This is a genomic window from Sulfurimonas sp. hsl 1-7 (assembly GCF_030577135.1).
Lineage (GTDB): Bacteria > Campylobacterota > Campylobacteria > Campylobacterales > Sulfurimonadaceae > Sulfurimonas > Sulfurimonas microaerophilus.
In genome coordinates, this window is sequence record NZ_JAUIRR010000003.1 from 322,778 (window position 1) to 336,708 (window position 13,931).

The 13,931-nt window shown below is 38.4% G+C and carries 16 protein-coding genes, 1 other RNA gene and 1 pseudogene; 10 read left to right on the forward strand and 8 right to left on the reverse strand.

The features are described 5' to 3' along the window. Positions 1–2: 2 nt before the first annotated feature. The 3 genes from QWY88_RS08165 to rpmI form a co-directional block, all read right to left on the reverse strand. Positions 3–875 (reverse strand): GGDEF domain-containing protein, encoded by an 873-nt coding sequence (locus QWY88_RS08165; RefSeq protein WP_304545898.1) that lies wholly within the window; start codon positions 873–875, stop codon positions 3–5. Between the two features lie 173 nt (positions 876–1,048). Continuing rightward, a complete protein-coding gene (gene rplT / locus QWY88_RS08170) occupies positions 1,049–1,405 on the reverse strand; it encodes a 50S ribosomal protein L20 (RefSeq protein WP_304545899.1) in 357 nt (118 codons plus the stop codon). Between the two features lie 108 nt (positions 1,406–1,513). Further along, positions 1,514–1,705: a 50S ribosomal protein L35 gene (gene rpmI / locus QWY88_RS08175; protein ID WP_304545900.1), complete on the reverse strand. Its 192-nt coding sequence runs from the start codon at positions 1,703–1,705 to the stop codon at positions 1,514–1,516. A gap of 84 nt (positions 1,706–1,789) precedes the next feature. Here rpmI and QWY88_RS08180 point away from each other — a divergent pair, with 84 nt between their 5' ends. Further along, the gene (locus QWY88_RS08180; protein ID WP_304545901.1) at positions 1,790–2,017 is read left to right on the forward strand and encodes a hypothetical protein; all 228 of its coding nucleotides are present in this window, start codon (positions 1,790–1,792) and stop codon (positions 2,015–2,017) included. A gap of 7 nt (positions 2,018–2,024) precedes the next feature. On the opposite strand, the pseudogene QWY88_RS11680 reads toward QWY88_RS08180, so the two are convergent. The 3 genes and pseudogenes from QWY88_RS11680 to ffs form a co-directional block, all read right to left on the reverse strand. Further along, positions 2,025–2,705 (reverse strand): annotated as a pseudogene (locus tag QWY88_RS11680) (methyl-accepting chemotaxis protein); the annotation flags it as partial. Positions 2,706–3,313: 608 nt separating this feature from the next. Continuing rightward, positions 3,314–3,832 carry a PAS domain-containing protein gene (locus QWY88_RS08190; RefSeq protein ID WP_304545903.1) on the reverse strand — a complete coding sequence of 173 codons (519 nt, stop codon included), beginning with the start codon at positions 3,830–3,832 and terminating at the stop codon, positions 3,314–3,316. A 222-nt stretch (positions 3,833–4,054) separates the two neighbouring features. After that, positions 4,055–4,152: signal recognition particle sRNA small type (gene ffs / locus QWY88_RS08195), an RNA gene on the reverse strand. 59 nt (positions 4,153–4,211) lie between these two features. Between ffs and QWY88_RS08200 the strand changes: the two genes are divergently transcribed. The 7 genes from QWY88_RS08200 to QWY88_RS08230 are packed head-to-tail and all read left to right on the forward strand — an operon-like array spanning position 4,212 to position 11,501. After that, complete coding sequence (locus tag QWY88_RS08200) at positions 4,212–4,739, forward strand: nucleoside phosphorylase-I family protein (protein WP_304545904.1); 528 nt, start codon at positions 4,212–4,214, stop codon at positions 4,737–4,739. Next, on the forward strand, positions 4,736–6,415 hold the full coding sequence (locus tag QWY88_RS08205; RefSeq protein WP_304545905.1) for a glycoside hydrolase family 3 N-terminal domain-containing protein: 1,680 nt from the start codon (positions 4,736–4,738) through the stop codon (positions 6,413–6,415). The genes QWY88_RS08200 and QWY88_RS08205 overlap by 4 nt, the downstream gene beginning before the upstream one ends. Next, positions 6,408–7,880 carry a sodium:solute symporter gene (locus tag QWY88_RS08210; RefSeq protein ID WP_304545906.1) on the forward strand — a complete coding sequence of 491 codons (1,473 nt, stop codon included), beginning with the start codon at positions 6,408–6,410 and terminating at the stop codon, positions 7,878–7,880. The genes QWY88_RS08205 and QWY88_RS08210 overlap by 8 nt, the downstream gene beginning before the upstream one ends. Beyond that, entirely contained in the window at positions 7,873–8,949 is a 1,077-nt protein-coding gene (locus QWY88_RS08215; protein WP_304545907.1) for an anhydro-N-acetylmuramic acid kinase, read from the forward strand. Before QWY88_RS08210 ends, QWY88_RS08215 begins: the two co-directional genes overlap by 8 nt. After that, positions 8,940–9,875, forward strand: coding sequence for an aminoglycoside phosphotransferase family protein (locus QWY88_RS08220; protein ID WP_304545908.1), 936 nt, complete (start codon positions 8,940–8,942; stop codon positions 9,873–9,875). Before QWY88_RS08215 ends, QWY88_RS08220 begins: the two co-directional genes overlap by 10 nt. 5 nt (positions 9,876–9,880) lie before the next feature. Next, a complete protein-coding gene (murU, locus tag QWY88_RS08225; RefSeq protein ID WP_304546023.1) occupies positions 9,881–10,540 on the forward strand; it encodes an N-acetylmuramate alpha-1-phosphate uridylyltransferase MurU in 660 nt (219 codons plus the stop codon). Further along, entirely contained in the window at positions 10,518–11,501 is a 984-nt protein-coding gene (locus tag QWY88_RS08230; RefSeq protein ID WP_304545909.1) for a lytic murein transglycosylase, read from the forward strand. The genes murU and QWY88_RS08230 overlap by 23 nt, the downstream gene beginning before the upstream one ends. On the opposite strand, the gene QWY88_RS08235 is transcribed toward QWY88_RS08230, so the two are convergent. After that, positions 11,484–11,972, reverse strand: coding sequence for a GAF domain-containing protein (locus tag QWY88_RS08235; RefSeq protein WP_304545910.1), 489 nt, complete (start codon positions 11,970–11,972; stop codon positions 11,484–11,486). The genes QWY88_RS08230 and QWY88_RS08235 overlap by 18 nt on opposite strands. Continuing rightward, a complete protein-coding gene (locus QWY88_RS08240) occupies positions 11,965–12,471 on the reverse strand; it encodes a GAF domain-containing protein (protein ID WP_304545911.1) in 507 nt (168 codons plus the stop codon). Before QWY88_RS08240 ends, QWY88_RS08235 begins: the two co-directional genes overlap by 8 nt. Before the next feature lie 70 nt (positions 12,472–12,541). Between QWY88_RS08240 and arsC the strand changes: the two genes are divergently transcribed. Beyond that, positions 12,542–12,892: an arsenate reductase (glutaredoxin) gene (gene arsC / locus QWY88_RS08245; RefSeq protein ID WP_304545912.1), complete on the forward strand. Its 351-nt coding sequence runs from the start codon at positions 12,542–12,544 to the stop codon at positions 12,890–12,892. A gap of 80 nt (positions 12,893–12,972) precedes the next feature. Further along, the gene (locus QWY88_RS08250) at positions 12,973–13,926 is read left to right on the forward strand and encodes an NAD(P)-binding domain-containing protein (protein WP_304545913.1); all 954 of its coding nucleotides are present in this window, start codon (positions 12,973–12,975) and stop codon (positions 13,924–13,926) included. Positions 13,927–13,931: the final 5 nt, after the last annotated feature.

The following is a 13,931-nucleotide window of genomic DNA, read 5'->3' on the forward strand; positions in this document are numbered from 1 at the left end:
TTTTAAAGTTTCACCACTTTATTGCGTGTCTCTTTTGCTTTATACAGAGCTTTATCAGCCCTTTTAAAACAACTTCTCTCTTTATCATCATCAGTGATCTCTGCAACCCCTAAACTGATGGTGATTTTCGGTAGATACGGATCTTCAAAGTTCTCAACAAGAAGGCGCAACTCTTCAGCTTTACGATATGCTGCATCGATATCTGCTTTTGGAAGAAGAATAATAAACTCCTCCCCACCCCATCTTGCAAATATATCACTGCTTCTAATATGTTTATTTATAAGCTTTGTAAATTCTATTAAGACTTTATCGCCCATATCGTGGCCATATTTATCGTTAACCTGTTTAAAGTGATCAATATCCAGCATAATGAGAGAAAGCTTATCTCCGTTACGCTGCTTATCGCTGTAAGCCTGTGTAAGCATTGTATTAAATATCTGTCTATTATAGATATCTGTCAAGGGATCTTTATATGCAAGTTTTTCCAGAATCTTTCTTTCACTCTCGAGTGAAGTGATATCCGTAAAGATAACAACATACATTTTTTCATACTCTTCAAGTTTACCTACGGAAACCTCAAAAGCTTTTCCCTCCCCTTGACTGCTAACCATAGATACTTTTACACCATTTTTTTTCTTGTAGATATAATCTACCCACAGTTCACCCTCTTTAAGATCTTTGAGTGAAAAAAAGTCCTCGTATTCTATAAAAAGATGGCAGACACATTTACAAAGTGTTTGAAGCTCCTCTAGCGATTCAAGCCCTAAAAACTCCAAAAAACTCTTGTTTGAAAGTAGAATTTTTTCACCGTTAGTAACTATTAGAGGATTTGGAATAATATCAATAGTGGTTAGAAAAGTAGAATTGTTTATCATGATAATATTGTCGCATTATTTAACTTAAAATCTATATCTTATACTGTTCATCATTTTAAATAATTTCTTTACTTGTATGGGTATTGAATTATTGTTACGAGGATGAAAAATTTGAAACTAAAAAAAGAGAGAGGGAAAAAGTACTAAACCCGAAGAGTGGGTTTAGTATTTGATTATGCTAGTGCAGCTTTTGAAGCTTCTACTACTTTAGTGAAAGCAGCAGCATCATTCATAGCCATATCAGCAAGAATTTTACGGTCAAGCTCGATGCCAGATTTGTGTAGTCCGTTCATGAAAGTTGAGTAGTTCATACCGTTTAAACGACATGCAGCATTGATACGGATGATCCATAATTTACGGAATTCACGTTTCTTTTGCTTACGGTCACGGAACGCATACATCATTGAACGTTCTAATTGTTCCTTAGCTTTTCTAAAGTGTTTACGACGACCACTATAGAAACCTTTTGCTAATTTTAATATTTTTTTGTGTCTTCTTCTACGAACAACACCAGTTTTTACTCTTGGCATATTATTTCCTTATATTTCTTTACCCAGCTGCTTATGAACAGTCAAGGTGCCACTACTTTGGTGGACTTGCCCAACTCTGCGTTGGAGATATGTTAAATCAACTAAAAATTAGTTAATCATAGCCTTAATGTTTTTTTCGTCAACTTTAGCAACTACTTTAGGAGTATTTTGCTCACGACGAGTTTGTGCATCTTGTTTTGTTAAGATGTGGCTTCTAAACGCAGTACCACGTTTAACTGTACCATTTTTCTTAACTTTAAAGCGCTTAACAGCACCTTTTACCGATTTCATTTTTGGCATCGATGGCTCCTTTGTAAAATTTCCGCGATATTTCGGAACGCGAATTATACCAGATTTTTTCTAAATTTTTGTTATACTTTGTATATGAATTCAATTAACCATATAAAAAACGCGCTCAAAGAGCTCGATGAAGAAGTAGAGAAAATACTGCTGGATTGGGATATACCCCTTAATGAAAAAGACAATCTCATGCTGCCTATTTTACAACAAAAAAAAGTTTTAACGCAGACATTGGAAGACTTGGAATATCTACGCGACAATCCGCCTACACCAAATCAACCGTGTGGAATTTCAAAATATAGAGAAGAGTAGTAATTACCTACTCATATCTCTCATCAACCATCTTATCAAGTGAGTCAAATAGTTTATTACTTGCTTCTTCCATCTGAGCAAAGTTTTCTATCACTTTATCTTTATTTTTCATCACTGAATGATTTTTTACATACTCGACATTTTTAAGAATATGCTTATGGATGCTAATATGCGGTTCTTCAAGTTTTGCATATGAATTTGTATTTGAATAATCCTCTTTACCACGTCCATAGTACCACTTAGAGAAACTACAGCTATCATGCTTACTTTCAATAATATCATTCATTTTTTCATTTATCACTGATGAATATGCGGCATTTTTATAGACTATATGATTGATCTTAATCGTTGTCACACGGTTGGAGCTTTTAATGAAAGCGGATATTTTTGCATTGCTGTCAGCATTTTTATTTACATCTTCGATTGTCGTTTTAAGCTCTTGTATCCCCCCGTTTGATTCAACTGCAATACTCTCTATCTCTTTTGAGATCTCATGAATTTCGTCTGCTTCTTGCTGCAGTGACTTTGTCGTAACAGAGATCTCTGAAGTTGCACGCTGTGTACGCTCTGCAAGTTTTCTTACCTCGTCGGCAACTACCGCAAATCCACGTCCATGCTCACCTGCACGGGCAGCTTCGATTGCGGCGTTGAGTGCAAGCAAGTTTGTCTGGTCGGCAATATCTTTGATCAGGTCTAAAACGGAAGTGATATCATTTGTTTGCGTTGAAAGAGTTTCAATCGCTTCAGTACTGCTAATGATGAGATTTGTCAGATGTTCAATCTTCACACTCAGCTCATCAATTAACTTCAAACTCCCTTTGGCTTCATCAGCCATCACTTGAGAAGAATCTGAAACTTTTCGGATATTTTTCAAACTCGTATCCATGGCAACCTGAATCTTTTGCAAACTTTCCTGCATCCCGCCTCCAAGTTCACTAAAGCGGCTTCCAAGTTCCCCTTTTACCTTTGCATTGTGACCGAGGATTACCCCGTCAACCCCTTGAGCAACCAGATGAGCGTTTTGTTTGAAAGCACCTTTAAGACCGTGCGGATCTACATTTCGATGTTCTAAACCATCATTAGCAGCATCTATCGAAGTCTTTGTCTCCCTCATAAATGCTTCTGTTTGATCAAGCATATTATTAATAGACCATGCAGCTTCTCCAAGAGGATCTGATTTGTCAATACCCGTTATCCTACTGTCCAACCTACCGTTTGCCGCATCTTTAACGACACTGAGCAGTTTTTCAAATAGTTTTTTATCTACTTTGATAGTATTGTGATCTGAACCAAACATTAGAGACTCCCGTTTTGAATAGAATTAATAAACTCATCGTATGAAACACCGCGTTCATCTAAAAAATTTGTCAAGTAAGCAGATGAAGCTTCTATTCCGCCTCTTTGCTCCTCTTGCAAAAGAGTTTTGTAAAGCTCAATTACAATACCGAGGTTTTTCACATTCGGCTTTCTACGTACCGAGTAGTATCCGATAATATTATTGTTTTCATCTACCGATGCAGTCACATTTGCATATACCCAGTAGTAGCTTCCATCGGCTGAAAGGTTTTTTACATATGCAAAAATCTCTTTTTTATTCTGCACGCGTTCCCACAATAGCTTAAAGATTAAACGCGGCATATCGGGGTGTCTGATAATGTTATGGGGTTGTCCAAGCAGCTCGGCTTCACTAAGTTTTGACAACTGTAAAAATATCTCATTACAGTAGGTGATCTGTCCTTTTAGATCAGTTTTAGAGACAATAAAATCATCTTCGTCCATCACAAGTTCATGATTTGTAGGAACTACATTTTTCATACATTAAACCCTTATTTTCTCAAAGTTTATTCATTATATTGTAATGTTAGAAATAATAAGAGCATTTTCATAAAGATAATGTTTTATTGTTTTAGATTGTTACTTTTGGTATAAGAAAAACAGATAGCACTATATGGTATTTCTAAAGCTGGATTTACTCTGTTTCAAGTTTTGTTGATTTTATTACGTAGATTGTATTTTGGAAGTTTTTAATGAAGGTGCCCCTCCCCAGATCCCTGCGGCACATGAGAAAGCAAGGTGTGCTGCTGTGTTCCCACCCTGACACATTATCTCGCAAACCCATTGCACAGGTCTAAAGAAGAGCGGTGGAATTATAACAAAAAAAGCTTAAACAAAAAAAATTTTTGTATAATAAACTATGATTTACATAGTAACAGCGCTTAAAAGTGAAGCTCAAGCTTTTGTCGATAAATACAAGCTCAAAAAAACAACACTCAAAAACTATACCCTCTTTTTTAACGAGCATATGAAAGTAGTTGTGAGTAATATTGGTGTCGAAAATGCCCGGTTTGCTACACAGACACTTATCAACTATTATGACATTACGGATGAAGATATCTATATAAACATAGGTGTGTGCGGGGCAAGTAAAAAGCATTCCATAGGAAAACTGCTGAAAATCGGCACTATTATCCACCAAGAGCTCACCTACAGTTTTAATGAGGGCGTTACACTCACCTGTGTCGAGCAAGAGATACACGGAGGGGATTTTGAAGCGGTAGATATGGAGAGTTACGGTTTTTACGATGCCGTAGTTCACAATCCCGCGATTAAAAATTTTGCAATCTACAAAGTGGTAAGTGACCATTACGAACCCCACACACTTAATAAAGATATGGTAAAATCTTTACTCTTTAAACAACTAGATAATTTGGAGCTTTTTTGAAACTACTACTCACTTTTTTCCTCTTTTTCTTTTCATTAGATGCAGAGATTAACGATACACAATTAAAACAACTTATTGCAAGGATGGTTATCGTCGGCTTTGAAGGGGACAGACTCGAGCAAAATGCCACAATTATTCAAGATCTAAAAAACTATCCGCTTGGCGGAGTCATCCTTTTTGACAAGAACCTCAAAGAGCCAAGTAAAACAAAAAATATTATCGATCCAAAACAACTCCAAGAACTCACAAAAACACTCCAAGAAAATGCCACTCAACCCCTTTTTATCTCCATAGATCAAGAGGGTGGAAAAGTTGCACGCCTAAAGCCTGAAGAGGGTTTTTACAAGGCACCCTCAGCGAAAGAGATTGCAACGCTCTCTTTAGCCGAGAGCCGAATCTTTTATAAAAAACAAGCACAGATGCTGCAAGAAAACGGTCTTAACCTCAACTTTGCACCCGTAGTTGACCTTGCACTCAATCCTGAAAACAAAGTGATAGCAGGCTTAGAGCGCTCATATGGAAAAACTCCAAGAGATGTTGTAAGCTACGCTTCTATTATGATAGAGGAGCAAAACAGAGCTGGAGTGTTAAGCGTTTTAAAACATTTTCCTGGGCATGGTTCATCTTTAGGTGATTCCCATAAAGGGTTTGTTGACATCAGCGATACCTGGAGTGAGATTGAACTTGACCCCTATAAACAGCTCATCGATCAAAATAAAATTGATCTGATTATGACAGCTCACGTATTTAACAAACATCTCGATCCCAATTACCCTGCAACACTTTCATACAATGTCAATACAAAACTTTTACGTGAACAACTCAGTTTTCGCGGTGTAATTGTAAGTGATGATCTGCAGATGAAAGCTATCTCTGAGCACTACTCTTTAAAAGAGGCGCTAACACTTGCGATAAACTCGGGTGTCGATATGGTTCTCTTTGGAAACCAGTTAGGATCAAATACTCCTGAGGAGATAATTGAGACTATCTTTACAGAGGTAAAAGAGCAACATATCCCTCTTAAGCGTATTGTTGAAGCCAACAACAGAATCGAAGCACTCCATACAAAACAAAAAATTGTGCAAAGACCCATAGTTTTTACATCCCACCGCATTGAGCTGACAAAACAGTATATTAAACAACACTACGATAAAGATGTAGAGAACATAAAAATAACTCCAAAGATGATAGTTCTGCACTGGACAGCCGTAATGAATCTTGAGGACTCCTATAAACGTCTTTACCCAGAAGAGTTACTCACGGATAGAAAAGATATTGCCAACGCTTCACTTTTAAATGTCTCGTCCCACTTTTTAATTGATCGAGACGGAACTATCTACCAACTTATGCCCGATGATTATATGGCAAGACACGTAATCGGTCTTAATTACACAACAATCGGGGTTGAAAATGTCGGCGGTGAAGCAAACAAAAAAGAGGACTTAACCCCTGCACAACTCCAGGCAAACATTGAGCTGGTACGTTATCTTAAAACAAAATATCCGAGTATCAACTACCTTATCGGTCATCACGAATATAGAGAGTTTGAAGATACGCCCCTGTGGCTAGAGCGTGACAAAGGATACAGAACTAAAAAAGCAGATCCGGGCGATAAATTTATGAATGACGTGCGCTCAAACGTAACAGATTTAGGACTGAAAGAGCGTTATGAATAGTGCTTTTTCTTCACTTGACTGGGCTATATTTGCAACCTATCTTGTTATCTTGGCATTAAGTTCGTATTTCTTCTCAAAAGTAAAGATAACCTCAACAAAAGAGTACTTCACCTCAGCCAATTCAATTCCGGCACTTGCTGCTGCAATCTCTATCGTCGCCACTACACAATCAGCCGCAACCTTTTTAGGTGTCCCCGAGTTTGCCTACAAACATAACTTTACCCTTATAGGGTTTTATATCTCCTCACTTTTGGCGGTGTTGTTTGTAGCGTATGTTTTTGTCCCGAAATTTTATGCGATCAAGGCACTCACCGTTTATGAACTTTTGGAAAAACGCTACGGAGAGAACTCAAAACGACAAGCGGGAGTTATGTTTTTAGTCGGACGGGTACTCGCCAGCGGTGCACGCCTCTACATCGCCGCCCTTGCGGTAAGTATGATCCTCTTTTTGGATATCTCCTTTTTACATATGGTTTTTGCTATCTCGCTACTGCTTATTGGAGCACTTATCTACACCTATTTCGGCGGGGTAAAATCGGTCATCTACAGCGACATTATCCAGACTATTGTTTACGTTAGTGCCGGCGCTGTAGTTTTTTACTACCTCTACACCTCACTGCATGTCGAGAATATCTATGAAACGCTGAACTCTCTTGGCAAACTGCAACTCCTTGAGACCTCTATAGATGGGAAATTTAGCATCTACGGTCTTCTTGGAGGATGGCTGCTTTTAAATATTGCAGCATTTGGACTTGATCAAGATATGAGTCAAAGGGTACTCTCGTGTAAAGACACAAAAGAGGCACAGCGCTCACTCATACTCTCCATCCTTTTTACCATCCCAATCGTCCTTTTATTTTTGGGTATAGGTGCCCTTTTATATCTTCACTACCAAAACAATGAGATAGTGCAAAGTTTCGGCGATGAAAAGATCACAATCTTTATGTACTACATCTTAAATGAGATGCCCGAAGGTCTGCGAGGCTTTGTAACGGTTGGTGCAATTGCGGCTGCACTCTCATCGACAAACTCGGTTTTAGGGGCTATGAGTTCGGTGGCCATTGAAGATATATATAAACCCTACAAACTAAAAAAAGAGCCCTCTACAAATGAGAGACACTTTTTAAAAGCTTCAAGAACGGGAGTATTACTCTTTGCACTTGCACTCTTTTCAATGGCAGTTATCAGCTACTTTTGGCAGCGCTATCTCGAAGTTTCACTTATTGCTTTTGCATTAGGGGTAATGGCGTTTGCTTATACTGGACTTTTAGGGGTCTATTTTTCTGCTATATTTACAAATAGGGGGAGTGCAAAGCTTGTCCCTTTTGCACTTTTTGGCGGTTTTTTAACGGTACTGCTTCTGCAAACTTCAGCGTTGGGGTTTTCCATAGGATATGACTGGCAAATTGCAGCTGGAACACTTATCGCTTTTCTCATAATGATGACAGGAGCTGAAAATGGCTAAATATATAGGGGTAATGAGTGGTACAAGTCTGGATGGGATCGATATAGTACTGTGTGAAATTGATAATTCATGCTGTACACTGCTTCATGCAAATGAATACCCTTACCACAGTGCACTCAAACAAGAGGTACTCCAAATGATAGAGGAGCACACTACACTCAAAAAGATTGGTGAACTCGATGTAAAACTGGGAGATATGTTTGCCTCAAATATCAATGCTTTCATCACGCAATACCAAATAGATACGAATGAGGTGACGGCGATTGGTCTACACGGACAAACGCTTTGGCATGAACCAAACTCTAAACACCCTTTTTCGATGCAATTAGGTTCTGCTAGCGTTGTAGCAGCCAAAACAAACATAGATGTCGTAAACGACTTCCGCTCAAAAGATGTTGCTAACGGTGGACAAGGTGCTCCGTTTGCTCCCGCTTTTCATCAATTTGTTTTTGACAGACTCTATAAAAATATAGCCGTTGTAAATATCGGAGGGATGGCAAACATCACCCTCTTAGGGGATCGTTATCTCGGCTGGGATTCAGGATGCGGCAATGTACTTCTTGATCACTGGATCTTCACAACTCAAGGGAAAAACTACGATCAAAACGGCTCTTTTGCAAAAAGCGGCAGTGTAAATGCAGAACTTTTAGCAAAGATGTTAAACGATCCCTATTTTGCAAAAAAAGCACCAAAAAGCACGGGCAGGGAATATTTCAACCCTACATGGCTAAAAAAACAACGACAAGATTTTCAAGAGCTCAGCGATGCCGATATCCAAGCTACTCTTACAGAACTCACCGCACAAACAATTGTACAAGATCTAAAAGATGTCGAAGAGATTATCATTTGCGGCGGTGGTGCAAAAAACAGCTACCTTTGCGAGCGCATTGCACAACTAAGCCGCATACCTGTTAAAACTACCAATGAATATGGAATCGACAGTGATTTTTTAGAAGCGATGATTTTTGCCTGGCTCGCTTATAAGAGAATAAATAAAGAAACGGTACAATTAAAAGAGATAACAGGAGCGAAAAAAGACTCCATTTTAGGTGCTTTAACATGCAGATAGAACAATTTTTACAAACTACTCCATATAAAGATTTTAAACTCGAAGTAGCCTCGGCTGATGCGAGTTTTCGAAGCTATTACCGTTTAAGTAAGGATGATGAGAGTTATATCTTGATGGATGCTTCGCTTGAGAAAGAATCGCTGCACCCTTTTTTACTGGTAACGAAAAAACTTTCAGATGTAGATGTCAAAGCCCCGAAAATTTTTCACCAAAATTTGGAACATGGATACTTGGTACTTGAAGATTTTGGAGATACCAATCTTTTAGATCTTCTAAATGAAGAAAACTTTGAAACACTCTATAAAAAAGCACTCGATGAGATCATAAAGATGCAAAATGCAGATACTCAAAAGCTCCCACTTTACGATAAAGAGTTTTTACATTTTGAGATGGATCTGATGCAGGAGTGGTACTTAGAGAGAAAACTCGCCCTGACACTTACAGAAGTTGAAAAAAAGATGCTAAAACAAACCCTTGAGAGTATCTCTGAAGTGGTACTTTTACAACCGCAAAACTGTTTTGTACATCGTGACTTTCACTCACGTAACATAATGGTAAAACCTGATGGTTCTCTTGGTATTATCGACTACCAAGACGGGATGAGCGGTGCTATCACTTACGATCTCGTTTCACTTTTAAAAGATTGCTATATCTCTTTTGAGCGTGGGAAGATTGAAGAGTTAGTACTCTATTTCCGCAATCGACTCGGGTTGGATATTGATGATGAAGTGTTTTTGAAATGGTTTGATTTTATGGGCTTGCAGCGCCATATCAAAGTGCTTGGAATATTTTCACGCCTACATCTTCGTGACAACAAAGACGGCTATTTAAAAGATATCCCGCTTACCCTCTCTTATGTGATCGACACCGCTTCAAGATATGACGAGACCAAAGAGTTAGCTGCATTTTTAAAAGGTTTTGCGTGAAAGCGATGATACTTGCAGCCGGACGCGGAGAAAGAATGCGTCCACTCACAGATACTACTCCTAAACCCTTACTAAAAGTGGGGGACAAGGAACTCATTGTCTGGCATATAGAAAAGTTGGCAAAAAACGGTTTTAAAGAGATCGTGATCAATATCGCCCATCTCGGGCAGCAAATACCAGAAGCTTTAGGTAACGGAGAGCGTTGGGGAGTCAAACTCTACTACTCTGACGAGCAAACAAGCGGTGCACTTGAAACTGCAGGGGGGATCAAAAAAGCGCTCTCTTTTTTAGGAGATAAGCCTTTTTTGGTGGTAAACGGCGACGTGTTTTGCGACTATGAGTTTGATCCTGCGTTTGCTCTGCAAGATAAACTTGCCCATCTTGTTTTAGTACCAAATCCACCGCACAATGAAAAAGGTGATTTTGGCTTAGAGAACTCTTTAGTCTTAAACCACTCAAGTGAGTTGTGGACATTTTCAGGTATAGCTTACTATAATCCTGTGATATTTAATAACGTTAAACTAGAAAAATCACCACTTGCACCGCTGCTGCGTCAACTTATAGACAAAGGTGAGGTAAGCGGAGAGGTTTTTGAGGGACTATTTAAAGATATCGGGACACCCCAAAGATTGAAAGAGATAAATGAAATACTTACTACTCCTTAGCATTTTTGCGACAACAACGCTTTTTGCAAAGCACTATACAAACTGTACGTTTCAAAACGAACACCATAGTGATATTTGTAAACAAGTTGTAAAACACGGGGTAAGTTACGACTATGCAAACAGATTTCTACTCTCCTACTTTAAAACACAAAAGTTTGATGAGATTAGCTGGAAATATCTCAAGCCAAAGTACATAAAGTACCATAAACAAAATGAGAAAAAAGCAAACAACGTCCTTATATCTTATGTTCCAAAAATGGTTGAAAATCTTAAAAAACATCAAGAAGCTTATCACTATGCAGAGGCAAAGTACGGGGTAAACAAAGAGATAATTGCCGCTATTTTACTCAAAGAGACAAAGCTGGGTAAAATCCAACCCACTCACGATGCCTTCATTGTTTTTAATACCATAGTTACACGTCTGCCAAACCCAAAAACTCCCCGTGAAAAATGGCTGCTGAAAATGGGAAAAACAAATATGGCAAAGATTATAGAGTATTGCTATAAGGATGGCATACAACCTGAGAAGTGTAACCTGCCAAGCTCTTATGCAGGGGCTGTGGGAATCCCTCAGTTTATGCCAAACAGTTTTATCTATGCCCAGTCATATAAAAACGGTATCCCCGATCTAACGGATATGGATGATGCTATTGTTTCAGTTGCAAAATTTTTGCATAAAAAAGCGGGATTTGATACTCTTATCGACTGGAACAAGATGAAAGATGTTCCAACGATCGAGCAAGAGTGGTATCAGTATGAGTTTGATTATAAGAACACTTCGTTTGTATATGAGAAAAACACTAAAACAGGTGAACCTTACAAATGTTTTACGAAGAATAAACCGAAGCTTGAATACCTCAAAGGGTACATGAAAAAAGTTATGCGCTATAACAACTCATCAAACTATGCAATCGGTGTGATCCGACTTGCACACGATGCGGCTCTACTTCTCAGAAAGTAAAACGAGTTCTAAAGTACCGCTAATATAGTTTGCAAAGAATGTAAGTACTTCCAAATCGTTTTCATCAAAATCGAAACGACTTTTATTTAGCAGCTGCATGATTCCCATAATCTCTCTTTTTGAATTAAAAATAGGGATAGTGATCATGTTTTTCGTAGTATAACCGCTCTTTTTATCGATATTCGGTAAAAATCTAGGGTCTTCATAAGGATTATTGACGAGTTGTGCCTCTTGCTGCGCATAAGTATCACCCACTATCCCCGAGGTTAAAGAGAGTACTATACGCCCGCCGATACCGTCACTGAGTTTTGTCCATAAAATATTTTCTTTTTCATCCACGATAAAGATAGAACAACGATCAGCATTTACTATCTCTTTTGCCTCTTTGGCGATAAGTTCTAAACTGTCATCGATATTTTCTACTTTGACTAACTCTTTTCCAAACTCCGCTATTTCATTAAACTTATTCATCAACTTCCTCATCTTTGTATGTATTTAATAACTCGATAAAACCACTGACATAGTGTGCAAAAAAGATCATAAAACGAACATCCTCATTGTCAAAATCATCCGCTTTGTTTAACAGCTCCAAAACACCGATAATATCTCTTTGTGAGTTAAAAATGGGTGCTGTAACAATATTGTTTGTTTTATATCCTGTTTGTTCATCTATCTCTGTTAAAAATTCCGGATGAGCATAAGCATCGTTTGTAATGACAGGTTTTTTAACCTTGATCGTGTAGCCTACTATCCCTTTGTTTGAGGGGATAATGATTTTCTCGATTCCATCGGCAAGTGTTGTCCATAACTCGTTTTTTGCGGCATTGTAGATAAAAATAGAGCATCTTTCAGCTCCTACTACCTCTTTTACATATTTTGCAATATGGGGAATCCCTTGCTCTAACGATTTTTTATCTAACAGCTCTTTTGCAAACTCAGCCAATTTTTGTGATCTATTTACATACTTCATCGCAAAAGCCTCTCTTTCTTTGTAATGGAAATATTATAGTGTAAAATTACAATAAAAAAAAGGAATAATTATGGAAAAAATAACAATTTGGCACAACCCTCGATGCTCTAAGTCTCGTCAGGCACTTTCACTTGTAGAGGAAAACGGATGTGAAAAAGAGATTGTAAAATATTTAGAAGAGACACCGACAAAAGATGAGATCAAAAATGTACTCTCTATGCTTGGGGTCTCAGCAAGAGAGATGATGCGTACAAAAGAGGATATCTACAAAGAATTAGATCTAAAAAATGAAAATGATGAAGAGAAACTGATCGATGCCATGGTTGCAAATCCAAAGCTAATTGAGCGCCCGATTGTGATAAAAAATGGCAAAGCCGTAATCGCAAGACCGCCAGAAAAAGCACTTGAACTTCTTTCATAATTCCGTTGTTTTGATTTACCGATAATTATGCTACACTTTTCTAGAATTAAGTTTCTAACATTTATTTCTAGGAGAGTTGCATGGATAAAATCTACAATTTAGCGATAGTGGGAGCGGGACCTGCTGGGATCGCCACTGCCGTTGAAAGTTACCTACAAGGGGTTCGTGATATCGTTTTACTTGAGAAAGATATCAACCACAACTCTACCATTAGAAAATACTACAAAGATAACAAACGTGTCGATGTTGAATGGAAAGGACAGAAAGTTGAACTTGACGGAAACATCTACTTTATCGACGGTACAAAAGAATCTACTTTAGACTTCTTTGATGAGATCCTAGATAACCATTCAGTTGAACTTCAAACTCAGGTAGAGGTACAGTCTATCAAAAAAGAGGATGAGTACTTTGAAGTGTTTATGGCCGGAAGCAGCATCAAAGCAAAGTATGTAGTAGTAACTATCGGGCGTATGGGAAAACCAAACAAGCCCTCTTACAAGATCCCTCCTAGTATTAGAAAAAAAGTCAACTATACGACAGACGAGTGTAGTGAAAATGAAAAGGTCTTAGTTGTCGGCGGTGGAGACAGTGCCGTTGAGTATGCAGTTGATCTAAGTGCTAAAAACGACGTTACGATCTGCTATAGACGTGAAACTTTCAGACGTGCGAACCCTACAAACCAAAGAGATATCTCAAATGCAATCATGCACAAAGAGGTAAATCCGCTTTTAGGCATTGACATTGACGGGCTTGAAGATGAGGACGGGAAAGTAAAAGTAATTTTCAATGATGATACAACAGAGGTATTTGACAGGGTGATTTATGCTATCGGCGGCACGACACCGAGTGCATTTCTCTCTAGTTCAGGGATCAAAGAGGAAGATGGAAAGCCTGTCCACAACGATTACTACGAGACAAATATAGAGGGTCTTTTTGTTGCGGGTGACATCACTCAAGAGAGCGGCGGAAGTATCGCTTTAGGGCTTAATCACGGCTATGCGATCGCTTGCCACATACAAAACAGAGAGTGCTAAGTATA

Excerpts from the sequence above, each read along its gene's own strand:
- QWY88_RS08165 (WP_304545898.1), bottom strand. The coding sequence starts at position 875 with ATGATAAACAATTCTACTTTTCTAACCACTATTGATATTATTCCAAAT.
- rplT (WP_304545899.1), bottom strand. The coding sequence starts at position 1,405 with ATGCCAAGAGTAAAAACTGGTGTTGTTCGTAGAAGAAGACACAAAAAA.
- rpmI (WP_304545900.1), bottom strand. The coding sequence starts at position 1,705 with ATGCCAAAAATGAAATCGGTAAAAGGTGCTGTTAAGCGCTTTAAAGTT.
- QWY88_RS08180 (WP_304545901.1), top strand. The coding sequence starts at position 1,790 with ATGAATTCAATTAACCATATAAAAAACGCGCTCAAAGAGCTCGATGAA.
- QWY88_RS08190 (WP_304545903.1), bottom strand. The coding sequence starts at position 3,832 with ATGAAAAATGTAGTTCCTACAAATCATGAACTTGTGATGGACGAAGAT.
- QWY88_RS08200 (WP_304545904.1), top strand. The coding sequence starts at position 4,212 with ATGATTTACATAGTAACAGCGCTTAAAAGTGAAGCTCAAGCTTTTGTC.
- QWY88_RS08210 (WP_304545906.1), top strand. The coding sequence starts at position 6,408 with ATGAATAGTGCTTTTTCTTCACTTGACTGGGCTATATTTGCAACCTAT.
- QWY88_RS08215 (WP_304545907.1), top strand. The coding sequence starts at position 7,873 with ATGGCTAAATATATAGGGGTAATGAGTGGTACAAGTCTGGATGGGATC.
- QWY88_RS08220 (WP_304545908.1), top strand. The coding sequence starts at position 8,940 with ATGCAGATAGAACAATTTTTACAAACTACTCCATATAAAGATTTTAAA.
- murU (WP_304546023.1), top strand. The coding sequence starts at position 9,881 with ATGATACTTGCAGCCGGACGCGGAGAAAGAATGCGTCCACTCACAGAT.
- QWY88_RS08230 (WP_304545909.1), top strand. The coding sequence starts at position 10,518 with ATGAAATACTTACTACTCCTTAGCATTTTTGCGACAACAACGCTTTTT.
- QWY88_RS08235 (WP_304545910.1), bottom strand. The coding sequence starts at position 11,972 with ATGAATAAGTTTAATGAAATAGCGGAGTTTGGAAAAGAGTTAGTCAAA.
- QWY88_RS08240 (WP_304545911.1), bottom strand. The coding sequence starts at position 12,471 with ATGAAGTATGTAAATAGATCACAAAAATTGGCTGAGTTTGCAAAAGAG.
- arsC (WP_304545912.1), top strand. The coding sequence starts at position 12,542 with ATGGAAAAAATAACAATTTGGCACAACCCTCGATGCTCTAAGTCTCGT.
- QWY88_RS08250 (WP_304545913.1), top strand. The coding sequence starts at position 12,973 with ATGGATAAAATCTACAATTTAGCGATAGTGGGAGCGGGACCTGCTGGG.